The sequence below is a fragment of the Nocardioides sp. CF8 genome (genome assembly GCF_000389985.1).
In the GTDB taxonomy this organism is placed as follows: Bacteria; Actinomycetota; Actinomycetes; order Propionibacteriales; family Nocardioidaceae; genus Nocardioides; species Nocardioides allogilvus.
The window spans coordinates 3,379,682-3,390,012 of sequence record NZ_CM001852.1 but is presented as its reverse complement, the minus strand read 5'-3'; the positions used below and the strand labels follow the sequence as shown (position 1 = coordinate 3,390,012).

Annotated in this window: 13 protein-coding genes; 12 read left to right on the top strand and 1 reads right to left on the bottom strand. The window is 70.8% G+C overall.

What is annotated here, in order from left to right; translation table 11 throughout:
* The 9 genes from CF8_RS23270 to CF8_RS16530 all read left to right on the top strand — a co-directional run.
* The coding region (locus CF8_RS23270; protein WP_036491291.1) for an adenylosuccinate synthetase at positions 1-344 on the top strand (344 nt) is incomplete at its 5' end.
* Between the two features lie 43 nt (positions 345-387).
* Positions 388-1,680: a phosphoribosylamine--glycine ligase gene (gene purD, locus CF8_RS16565; RefSeq protein ID WP_010834249.1), complete on the top strand. Its 1,293-nt coding sequence runs from the start codon at positions 388-390 to the stop codon at positions 1,678-1,680.
* Positions 1,677-3,095, top strand: coding sequence for an adenylosuccinate lyase (gene purB, locus CF8_RS16560; RefSeq protein ID WP_010834248.1), 1,419 nt, complete (start codon positions 1,677-1,679; stop codon positions 3,093-3,095). Before purD ends, purB begins: the two co-directional genes overlap by 4 nt.
* 82 nt (positions 3,096-3,177) lie before the next feature.
* Positions 3,178-3,447, top strand: coding sequence for an acylphosphatase (locus tag CF8_RS16555; protein ID WP_036491290.1), 270 nt, complete (start codon positions 3,178-3,180; stop codon positions 3,445-3,447).
* 139 nt (positions 3,448-3,586) lie between these two features.
* Positions 3,587-4,156, top strand: coding sequence for an RNA polymerase sigma factor (locus tag CF8_RS16550; protein ID WP_010834246.1), 570 nt, complete (start codon positions 3,587-3,589; stop codon positions 4,154-4,156).
* A complete protein-coding gene (locus CF8_RS16545; protein ID WP_010834245.1) occupies positions 4,153-5,184 on the top strand; it encodes a hypothetical protein in 1,032 nt (343 codons plus the stop codon). Before CF8_RS16550 ends, CF8_RS16545 begins: the two co-directional genes overlap by 4 nt.
* A 97-nt stretch (positions 5,185-5,281) precedes the next feature.
* Positions 5,282-5,830, top strand: coding sequence for an antibiotic biosynthesis monooxygenase (locus CF8_RS16540; RefSeq protein ID WP_051204553.1), 549 nt, complete (start codon positions 5,282-5,284; stop codon positions 5,828-5,830).
* Positions 5,831-5,840: 10 nt separating this feature from the next.
* The gene (locus CF8_RS16535) at positions 5,841-6,737 is read left to right on the top strand and encodes a phosphoribosylaminoimidazolesuccinocarboxamide synthase (RefSeq protein ID WP_010834243.1); all 897 of its coding nucleotides are present in this window, start codon (positions 5,841-5,843) and stop codon (positions 6,735-6,737) included.
* Entirely contained in the window at positions 6,734-7,171 is a 438-nt protein-coding gene (locus tag CF8_RS16530; RefSeq protein ID WP_084622910.1) for an SRPBCC family protein, read from the top strand. Before CF8_RS16535 ends, CF8_RS16530 begins: the two co-directional genes overlap by 4 nt.
* Positions 7,172-7,198: 27 nt before the next feature.
* On the opposite strand, the gene CF8_RS16525 is transcribed toward CF8_RS16530, so the two are convergent.
* Positions 7,199-7,828 carry a hypothetical protein gene (locus CF8_RS16525; protein WP_010834241.1) on the bottom strand — a complete coding sequence of 210 codons (630 nt, stop codon included), beginning with the start codon at positions 7,826-7,828 and terminating at the stop codon, positions 7,199-7,201.
* A 99-nt stretch (positions 7,829-7,927) separates the two neighbouring features.
* Here CF8_RS16525 and CF8_RS16520 point away from each other — a divergent pair, with 99 nt between their 5' ends.
* The 3 genes from CF8_RS16520 to CF8_RS16510 are packed head-to-tail and all read left to right on the top strand — an operon-like array spanning position 7,928 to position 10,326.
* Positions 7,928-8,554 (top strand): TetR/AcrR family transcriptional regulator, encoded by a 627-nt coding sequence (locus CF8_RS16520; protein WP_010834240.1) that lies wholly within the window; start codon positions 7,928-7,930, stop codon positions 8,552-8,554.
* 33 nt (positions 8,555-8,587) lie between these two features.
* A complete protein-coding gene (locus tag CF8_RS16515; RefSeq protein WP_010834239.1) occupies positions 8,588-10,144 on the top strand; it encodes a long-chain-fatty-acid--CoA ligase in 1,557 nt (518 codons plus the stop codon).
* The gene (locus CF8_RS16510; protein ID WP_036491289.1) at positions 10,141-10,326 is read left to right on the top strand and encodes a hypothetical protein; all 186 of its coding nucleotides are present in this window, start codon (positions 10,141-10,143) and stop codon (positions 10,324-10,326) included. Before CF8_RS16515 ends, CF8_RS16510 begins: the two co-directional genes overlap by 4 nt.
* The last annotated feature ends 5 nt before the right edge of the window (positions 10,327-10,331 follow it).

The following is a 10,331-nucleotide window of genomic DNA, read 5'->3' as shown; positions in this document are numbered from 1 at the left end:
TCGCGCGCTACTCCGCCCGCGTCAACGGCCTCACCGAGTTCTTCCTCACCAAGCTCGACGTCCTCGACAGCTGGGAGCAGATCCCGGTCTGCGTCGCCTACGAGATCGACGGTCAGCGGGTCGAGGAGATGCCGATGACCCAGACGGAGTTCCACCACGCGAAGCCGATCTACGAGTTCTTCGACGGCTGGCAGGAGGACATCTCCGGCTGCCGCACCTTCGCGGACCTGCCGAAGAACGCCCAGCTCTACGTCGAGGCGCTCGAGAAGATCTCCGGCGCCAAGATCTGGGGCGTCGGCGTCGGTCCGGGCCGCGAGCAGACGCTCGTCGTCCACCCCGACTGAGGCATCACCGGGTCGGACGCGGGCGCCGATAGGATCGACGCCCGTGAAGACTCTCGTGATCGGCACCGGCGGCCGCGAACACGCGCTCGCACTGGCCCTGTCCCTCGATCCCGGAGTCAGCGAGGTCCACGCGGCGCCCGGCAACCCCGGCATCGCCGCGGTCGCCACCCTGCACGACGTCGACCCGATGGACGGCGCTGCGGTCGCGGCCCTCGCGGTCGAGCTCGGCATCGACCTGGTCGTCGTCGGCCCGGAGGCGCCGCTGGTGGCGGGCGTCGCCGATGTCGTCCGGGCAGAGGGCATCGCGGTCTTCGGGCCGTCTCGCGCGGCCGCCCAGCTCGAAGGTTCCAAGGCCTTTGCCAAGGACGTGATGGCGGCCGCGGGGGTCCCCACCGCCGGCTCGCGCGTCTGCACCACGGCCTCCGAGGCTGCCGCTGCCCTCGACGAGCTCGGTGCGCCGTACGTCGTGAAGGACGACGCGCTCGCCGCCGGCAAGGGCGTCGTCGTCACCACCGACCGTGACGAGGCGCTGGCGCACGCCGCGACCTGCGACCGCGTCGTGATCGAGGAGTTCCTCGACGGTCCCGAGGTGTCGCTCTTCGCGGTCTGCGACGGTCGTACGGCGAGGGCGCTGCAGCCCGCGCAGGACTTCAAGCGGATCTTCGACGGCGGTCGTGGCGCCAACACCGGCGGCATGGGGTCCTACTCGCCGCTGCCCTGGGCCCCGCCCGGGCTGGCCGACGACGTGCTCGCCTCCGTGGTCCAGCCGACGCTCGACGAGATGAACCGGCGTGGCACCCCGTTCGTCGGCACTCTCTACGTCGGCCTCGCGCTCACCGCGACGGGCCCGCGCGTCATCGAGTTCAACTGCCGCTTCGGCGATCCCGACATCCAGCCGGTGCTGGCGCTCCTGGAGTCGCCCCTCGGCGTGCTGCTGCACGCCGCGGCGACGGGTCGCCTCGACAGCGTCGCGCCGCCCACCTTCGCCGACGGTGCGTCGGTCACCGTCGTGATGGCGAGCGCTGGCTATCCCGAGTCGTCGTCCAAGGGCGACGTCATCGTCGGCACCGAGACGCTCGACAAGGAGACCGACGTGGACGTGATCCACGCCGGCACGGCCTTGGTTTCGACGAGCTCAACCGGCGGGGATCGTCTCGTCACCGCCGGCGGCCGGGTGCTCGCCGTACGCGCCGTCGGCTCCGACATCGCCGACGCCCGCGCGAAGGCCTACGAAGGCATCGCCTCCATCTCGTTCCCCGGCGCCCAGTGGCGCCGCGACATCGCGGCCGAGCCGCTCGGTGTCGTCGAGGGCGCCTCACTGAAGGAAAACCTGTGACCGTTCCCAATGTCCTGGCCACCCGCTACGCCGCGGCCGACCTCGCCGCCATCTGGTCGCCGGAGCACAAGATCGTGCTCGAGCGCCAGCTCTGGATCGCGGTCCTGCGCGCCCAGCGCGACCTCGGGATCGACGTCCCCGACGGCGTGATCGAGGCCTACGAGAAGGTCGTCGACCACGTCGACCTGCCGAGCATCGCCGACCGCGAGCGGATCACCCGCCACGACGTGAAGGCGCGGATCGAGGAGTTCGCCGCGCTCGCCGGCCACGAGCACATCCACAAGGGCATGACGAGCCGCGACCTCACCGAGAACGTCGAGCAGCTGCAGGTCAAGCAGTCCCTCGAGCTGCTCCGCGACCGTGCCGTCGCGACGCTGGCCCGCCTCGCGCGGCTCGCCACCGAGCACGAGACCACCGTGATGGCTGGTCGCTCCCACAACGTCGCCGCGCAGGCGACCACCCTCGGCAAGCGCTTCGCCACCATCGCCGACGAGATGCTGATCGGCGTGCAGCGCGTCGAGGAGCTGCTCGCGCGCTACCCCCTGCGCGGCATCAAGGGCCCGATGGGCACCTCGCAGGACATGCTCGACCTGCTCGGCGGTGACGCCTCGAAGCTCGCCGACCTCGAGTCGCGCGTCGCCGCCCACCTCGGCTTCGACAACGTCCTGACCAGCGTCGGCCAGGTCTACCCGCGCTCGCTCGACTTCGACGTGCTCAGCGCGGTCGTCCAGCTCGTCGCCGGTCCGTCCAACCTCGCGACCACGATCCGGTTGATGGCCGGCATCGAGCTGGTCACCGAGGGCTTCAAGGAGGGCCAGGTCGGCTCGTCCGCGATGCCGCACAAGATGAACACCCGCTCCTGCGAGCGGGTCAACGGCCTCGCCGTGATCACCCGCGGCTACCTCTCCATGGTCGGCGAGCTCGCCGGGGACCAGTGGAACGAGGGCGACGTGTCCTGCTCGGTCGTACGCCGCGTGGCCCTGCCCGACGCCTTCTTCGCCGCCGACGGGCTGTTCCAGACGTTCCTCACCGTCCTCGACGAGTTCGGTGCGTTCCCGGCCGTCATCCAGCGCGAGCTCGACCGCTACCTGCCGTTCCTGGCCACCACCAAGGTCCTGATGTCGGCCGTGCGCAACGGCGTCGGTCGCGAGGTCGCCCACGAGGCGATCAAGGAGGCGGCCGTCGGCGTCGCCCTCGACATGCGCAAGGGGCAGGCCGTCAACGACGTCTTCGACCGGCTGGCCGCCGACACCCGTCTGGGCCTGACCCGCGACCAGATCGACGCGCTCGTCGCCGACCCGATCGAGTTCACCGGCGCTGCCGTGTCGCAGACGCAGTCCGTGGTCGCCCTGGTGGAGGCCGTCGTCGCTCGCCACCCCGGCGCAGCGGCGTACGCCCCGGGCGCGATCCTCTGACGCTACCGAACAGTCGGGGGCTCTCCAGCGTGGGCGACCCCCTGACTGTTCGGTAACTCGATCCCGCCCCATGATTGAGGCCATGAAGGCAGTCCAGGCCACCGTGACGGGGCGGGTGCAGGGCGTCTCGTTCCGCTACTACACGGCCGAGCGGGCGAGTGGGCTCGGCGTCACCGGGTGGGTCCGCAACGAGCCCGACGGCTCGGTCGCACTGCACGCGGAGGGCGCGGACGAGGCCGTCGACGCCCTCGTCGAGTGGTGCCGCACCGGCCCGCCGCTCGCGCGCGTGCGCAACGTGGCGACACGGGCGGCGGCGCCGATCGGCGCGACCACCTTTGACGTGACCCACTGACAGCTCGTGCTGCTGATGATCGCCGCGGAGGCGTAGAGCGCGTCGGCGACCCGGCCGGGTCGTGCGCGTCGGGCAGTCTCGGCAAAAATTTTCCGCGCGTACCTGCAACGATGGGTGACCAGCCGGACATGGGGGAGTCATGGAGGCACACGAGGAGACGTTCCGCCGGCTCTATGCCGCGCACTTCGACGCCGTCCTCGGCTACTCGCTGCGGCGCACCGACCGGCCCGAGGACGCGGCCGACGTCGTCGCCGAGACGTTCGTGGTCGCCTGGCGCCGCATCGGCCACGTGCCCTCCGATGCCGCCCTGCCGTGGTTGTACGGCGTCGCGCGCCGGCTCCTCGCCAACCAGCGTCGCGGTGAGCTGAGGAGGCGACGGCTCGGCGAGCGCCTGCGCACCGACCTCGCGGTCGTCGTGCCCGACCTCAGCGACGACGTCGTGCAGCGCGCGGAGGTCAATGCCGCGATGGCGCGGCTGAGCGCCCGCGACGAGGAGATCCTCCAGCTGCACCTGTGGGAGGGCCTCGAGCCGCGCGAGATCTCCGACGTGCTCGGCCTGTCGCCGGCGATCGTGCGCCCACGGCTGTCGCGGGCGCGGTCCCGGCTGCGCGCAGTGCTGGGGGACTTCGGTCCTCCCGGCAACGATCCCGAGCCGGCCGGACACATCCCAGGAAAGCAACCGATCCCGGTCCGTGAGGAGGAGCGATGACCAACCCGAAGCTGACCGACGAGGCCGTGGGCCGCCTGCCGCTCTCCCGCGCCCGGGCAGAGCTCCTGGAGGACATCATGGCCACGACACCTGTCGAGAGCAGTTCGCCCGTACGCCGACCTCGCCGGCGCGGCACGCTGATCGCCGTCGGCACCGCCGCCGCGACGGTCGCGGCACTCTTCGCCGTACCCGCCCTGCTGGACTCGGCGGACGAGCCCGCCAAGGACTCGAGCAGCGTCGCCGGCCAGCAGACGGGCGAGAAATCCGACACGACCGCGGAGCAGTCGCCCGCAGCCGCGACGGGTGACCGGATCGTGTTGCCGGGCTGGTCCGTCGGCTACACCTCCGAGACCGACGCCGAGCGCGAGACCGAGTTCGTCAAGGGCGCGCAGTCGGTGTCGGTCCACCAGCGCGCCGCGAAGTACTACGCGGACTACCTCGAGGACCGGCGCCACATCACCACCCCGCCCACCGACGGCGAGCCCGTCTCCGTGCTGGGCAAGGACGCCCAGCTGTGGGCCTACTCCGCTGACGACCACACCGCCATGGCCGAGGTCGAGGGTCCGTGGCACGTGGAGGTGCGCGGCAGTGGCATGGACAAGACGGCTTTCCTGGCGCTCCTCGAGCAGCTCGCCTACGTCTCGGACGCCGACTTCAAGGCGGCGCTTCCCACTGAGTTCGTGACCGAGGGCCAGCAGGAGATCGTCCTCGAGATGATGGCCGACATGCCCCTCCCGCCGACCTGGGAGTACGTCCGCCCGGACGGTCCGAGTCGCTATCAGCTCGGCGTGAGCGCAGCGGGCTCCGTCGCTTGTGCGTGGCTGGACGAGTGGACCGACGCCACGGCGAAGGGCAAGCCGGCCCGTGCCCAGCGAGCGGTGGAAGCTCTCGGCACTAGCCGTGAGTGGGCCATCCTGAACGAGATGAATGCCGAGGGCGACTACCCCGAGGTGGTCTGGGACTACGCCGAGCGGGTGCAGCGCGGCGAGGTCCCGGAGGGCTACCGCCAAGGACTCGGCTGCCCCTGAGCAGACGCGGATGAGGGCCACGTCCACGGGGGACGTGGCCCTCATCTCGTCGTCCTCGGTTCGGCGCCGACGGCCCGCGCGACGGACAATGGCGAGCATGTCCGCCCCCGTCACCACGTCCGTCACGCGCCACGTCGACCCGTCCCAGTCGAGCGAGATGCTCGCGTGGGTCCAGGCCGGTACGTCGCTGGCCGAGCGCTTCGACGGCTTCCTCGGCAGCGGCTGGGTCCGGCCGTCGGAGGACTCCTCGGAGTGGCACATGCTCTACCGCTTCGCCAGCTCCGAGGCGCTGGCCGTGTGGGAAGCCAGCCCGCAGCGCGCGTGGTGGCTGGAGGCCGCCCAGGGTCGGATCGAGGCGACGCGGGTCGAGCGACGTACGGGCATCGAGGGCTGGTTCGACGAGCCTGCCGCGGTCGAGGCGCTGAGCGCGGCACCGTCGGCGCCGCCGCGGTGGAAGCAGATGGTCGTCATCTTCCTGGTGTTCTTCCCGCTGAGCCTGGCGTCGAACTACGTGGTGTCGCAGACCATCGCCGACCTCGCCCTGCCGTTGCGGGTGCTGATCTCGGTGCTGGTGATGACGCCGCTGATGACCTACCTCTTCCTGCCGTGGATCACTCGCAAGATGTCGTGGTGGCTGCACCGATAGGCTCGCCCCCGTGGCCGACTTCAACATCCCTGACGCACCCGCCATCGCAGGCACCACCCACCTGCACTCCGGCAAGGTCCGCGACCTCTACCGCGTCGACGGCGGGGAGCACGCCGGTCGCCTCTTGATGGTCGCGAGCGACCGGATGTCGGCCTACGACTTCGTCCTCGACACCACGATCCCCGACAAGGGCGAGATCCTGACCCGGATGTCGCTGTGGTGGTTCGACCAGCTCAAGGACCTGATCCCCCACCACGTCGTCTCCACCGACGTGCCCGCCGAGGTCGCCGGTCGCGCCGTGATCTGCGAGTCCCTCGACATGTTCCCCGTCGAGTGCGTGGCCCGTGGCTACCTCACCGGCTCGGGCCTGCTCGACTACCGCCGCACCGGCGAGGTCTGCGGCATCACCCTGCCCGCCGGCCTGCAGGACGGGTCCCGTCTCCCGGAGCCGATCTTCACCCCCGCGACGAAGGCCGCCGTCGGGGACCACGACGAGAACGTCTCCTACGAAGCGGTCGTCGAGGCTGTCGGCGACGACGAGGCCGCCGAGCTGCGCACGCTGACGATGGCCGTCTACGGCCACGCCCACGAGCTGGCCCGCACCCGCGGCATCATCCTGGCCGACACCAAGCTCGAGTTCGGGTCGCGCCCCGACGGCACCACGGTGCTCGCCGACGAGGTGCTGACCCCCGACTCCAGCCGCTTCTGGCCGGCCGCCGACTGGCAGCCCGGTCGCGCGCAGGAGTCCTACGACAAGCAGATCGTGCGCGACTGGCTCACCAGCGACGCGTCCGGCTGGGACCGCACCAGCGGCGAGGCCCCGCCGGAGCTGCCCAGCGAGGTCGTCGAGCGCACCCGCGCGAGGTACGTCGAGGCCTACGAGCTGCTCACGGGTGAGACGTTCTGAGGCCACGCCGCTTCCGCGCGACAGTCGACTTCGCCGTACCGCGCGAGGTCGTCTTCGACTATCTCGGAGACCCGCGCAACCGGCCGGAGTGGCAGTCCTCCCTGCTCTCGGTGACCCTGGCCGACCGCGACGCCGAACCACAGCTCGGGATGGCCTGGCGCGAGACCACGATGGTCGGGGTGTGCCCGCGGATGGAGATCACCCGCTTCGAGCGACCGGAGGTCTGGGCCGAGGTCGGCACCTGGCTCGGCATCGCCGCGACCCTGGTGCTGACCTTCGAGGAGCGCGCGGCGGGCTGCCGCGTGGTCGCCGAGGGCGAGATCTCGGGTCGACACGCGTACGCCGTGCCCGCGGCGCTCGCCGGACGGCTGGCCGGGCTCGCGATCGGCGCCGACCTGCGCAAGGCCGCACGCATCCTGGAGCGCCGAAGCTGAGTCAGGCCGGAGCCGTGGCGGCCGACCTCAGGCCTCGTCTCGCCACAGCACCCACCCGAGGAGGGCGAAGAGCAGGGACCACCCACCGAGCGCGAGCCGTGCGGCGTCACCCTCGAGGAACAGTGCCGGCATCGTCGGGACGATCAGCCAGGCCCCCACAACGAGGGGAAGCCACTGCTGCCAGCCGCTCCAGGCGCCGCCGCGGATCGCCGCCGCGCCCGCGACGATCATGCCGAGCGCGATCATGAGGGTCGCGACGCCGTAGACGGCGCCGACGTTGCCCGCGCTGGCCGAGTCGGAGGGCTCGCCGGCCACGGTGATCGCCACAAGCTCGTTGACCGCCAGCAGCGCCATGCCCGCCAGCACGGCGGCACGGGCGATCCGTGCCCAGCGGCTGGGTGGGACGGCGCCGCACCACCCGAGGGCGAGCAGGCCCAGGAACATGCCGACGTGGGTGAGCGCGAACATCGTCTGGGTGGTTGCGAACTCTCCACCCGCGCGCTGCGGGTAGGTCCACATGTCCTCGGCGACGAGCGGCGTGCGGAGCGCGAGGTAGAGCCCACCGGCCGCGCCGAGGAGGCCCGCGAGGAGGCAGGCCAGCCCGGCCATGCGGGTGCGTGAGTTGGTGCCGGTCGGTGCCAGTTCGGTGGTTGTCATCTCGATCTCCTTGAGTGCTCCTTGAGCGTGGACCAGATGACTTGAGTTCTACGCTAGAGTGCCACTCTAGTCAACGGCTTTATTAGGGTGGCTCCCCACATGAGCCAGATCAAGAGCTCCCGCCGGGAGAAGGCAGCAGCGACGCGACGCGCGATCGTCCGCGCCGCGCATGCCGAGTTCGTCGAGCAGGGGTTCCACGGCGCGACCGTGACGGCGATCGCCAAGCGTGCCGGTGTCGCGCCGCAGACCGTCTACTTCGTCTTCAGCAACAAGTCGGCGCTGATCAGCGCGGCCATCGACACCGCCGTGATGGGCGAGGAGGCGCCGACCGAGCCGCAGCTGATGCCGTGGTTCGCGGCCATGCTGGCCGAGCCCGACGCCGCCGAGAGCCTGCGGATCTTCGTGCGTGGGTCCGCCGACATCTTCGTCAGGGCGGCCGGTCTGGCCGAGGTGCTGCGGGCCGCTGCCCTGACGGATGAGGAAGTGCGCCGTACGCACCTGTCCCACGAGCAGCTGCGGGAGGACGGCTTCCGTCAGGTGGTCGACATGCTCGCGGGCAAGGGCGCCCTGCGCGACGGGCTGACGCCGAGGGCCGCCACCGACGTGCTCCTCACCGTGCTCGGCGACAGCACCTACCACCTGTTGACCACCGAGCGTGGCTGGTCGCACGACCAGGTCGTCGACTGGTGGACCGACACCCTGCCCAACCTGCTCCTGGCCGGGTGACGGGGGTCACGAGGACTGGGTAGGTTTGCGCCCATGCCATCCCTCGCCTCGCTGCTCGAGAACTCTGCGACCACCTACGCCGACCGGGAAGCGGTCGTGCTGGGTGATGTCCGCCTGACCTACGCGCAGGTCAACGGCGCCGCCAACCAGGTCGCCAACCTGCTCGTCTCACGCGGCATCGAGCCGGGGGACAAGGTCGCGATCAGCTGTCCCAACCTGCCGTTCTTCCCGATCGTCTACTACGGCATCCTCAAGGCCGGGGCGACCGTGGTGCCCCTCAACGTGCTGCTCAAGGGGCGCGAGGTGGCCTACCACCTCGCCGACTCCGACGCGAAGGCCTACTTCTGCTTCCAGGGCACCCCGGAGCTGGCGATCGGCGCGGAGGGACACGCTGGCTTCGAGCAGACCGACTCCTGCGAGCACTTCTTCATGATCACCGTCGACCCGGCGGCCGCCTCGCCGATCGAGGGCACCGAGACGCTCGGCCAGGGCATGGGCGCCCAGCCGCCGACGTTCGAGACGGTCGAGGTCAGCGACGACGACACCGCCGTCATCCTCTACACCTCCGGCACCACGGGTCAGCCCAAGGGCGCCGAGCTGCGCCACCGCAACATGGTCTCCAACGCGCTCGCCGGGGACGCGCTCTTCGGCGCCTCCGCCGACCGCCCCGACACCTACCTCTGCGTGCTGCCGCTGTTCCACTCCTTCGGCCAGACCGTGATCATGAACGGCGGCTTCGCCTTCGGTGGCACCGTCGTCATGCTGCCGCGGTTCGAGGCCGACGCGGCCCTGAAGACGATGGCCAAGGAGAAGGTCACGTTCTTCGCGGGGGTGCCGACGATGTACTGGGGCCTGCTCGGGGCGCTCGACGACTCCGGTGTCGACGTCGCCGAGCTCGCGGCCAACCTCCGCGTCGCGGCCGCCGGCGGATCGGCCCTGCCGGTGGAGGTCCACAAGGACTTCGAGCGGCGCTTCGGCGTCACGATCCTCGAGGGCTACGGCCTCTCCGAGACCTCCCCGGTCGCCAGCTTCTCGCCGTACGGCGAAGCGGTGCGCGTGGGCTCGATCGGGACCCCGATCCCGGGAGTCGAGATGAAGCTGATCAATCCCGAGCCGGGCGAGTGGTCCGACGCCGAGGGCGAGATCGGTGAGATCGCGATCAAGGGCCCGAACATCATGAAGGGCTACTACAACCGCCCCGACGCGACGACGGACGCGATCCAGGACGGGTGGTTCCGCTCCGGCGACCTGGGGCGCAAGGACGACGACGGCTTCTACTACATCGTCGACCGCTCGAAGGACATGATCATCCGCGGCGGCTTCAACGTCTATCCGCGCGAGATCGAGGAAGTGCTGCTGACCCATCCCGGCGTCAGCCTGGCCGCCGTGATCGGGGTCCCGCACGACAGCCACGGCGAGGAGATCAAGGCCGTCGTCATCCGCAACAAGGAGGTCGAGCTGACCGAGGACGAGCTCGTCGCCTGGGCCAAGGAGCAGATGGCGGGCTACAAGTACCCCCGCATCGTGGAGTTCGTCGACGAGCTGCCGATGACCGCGACCGGCAAGATCCTCAAGCGCGAGCTCTCGTGAAGCCCCTCCTGTTCGTCCTCGGCGGCCTGCTCACGATCGTCGGTGCCGTCTGGACCTTCCAGGGCCTCGGCTACCTCAAGGGCAGCCCGATGACCGGCGTCGACACCTGGGCGATGGTCGGCCCGGTCGTGGCCGGGCTCGGCGTGGCGCTGCTGATCGTGGCGGCGCGGCCCCGGGCCTGAGCCCA

Coding starts and splice junctions, on each gene's coding strand:
- CF8_RS16555 (WP_036491290.1), top strand. CDS start 3,178: ATGAAGGCAGTCCAGGCCACCGTGACGGGGCGGGTGCAGGGCGTCTCG.
- CF8_RS16550 (WP_010834246.1), top strand. CDS start 3,587: ATGGAGGCACACGAGGAGACGTTCCGCCGGCTCTATGCCGCGCACTTC.
- CF8_RS16545 (WP_010834245.1), top strand. CDS start 4,153: ATGACCAACCCGAAGCTGACCGACGAGGCCGTGGGCCGCCTGCCGCTC.
- CF8_RS16540 (WP_051204553.1), top strand. CDS start 5,282: ATGTCCGCCCCCGTCACCACGTCCGTCACGCGCCACGTCGACCCGTCC.
- CF8_RS16525 (WP_010834241.1), bottom strand. CDS start 7,828: ATGACAACCACCGAACTGGCACCGACCGGCACCAACTCACGCACCCGC.
- CF8_RS16520 (WP_010834240.1), top strand. CDS start 7,928: ATGAGCCAGATCAAGAGCTCCCGCCGGGAGAAGGCAGCAGCGACGCGA.
- CF8_RS16515 (WP_010834239.1), top strand. CDS start 8,588: ATGCCATCCCTCGCCTCGCTGCTCGAGAACTCTGCGACCACCTACGCC.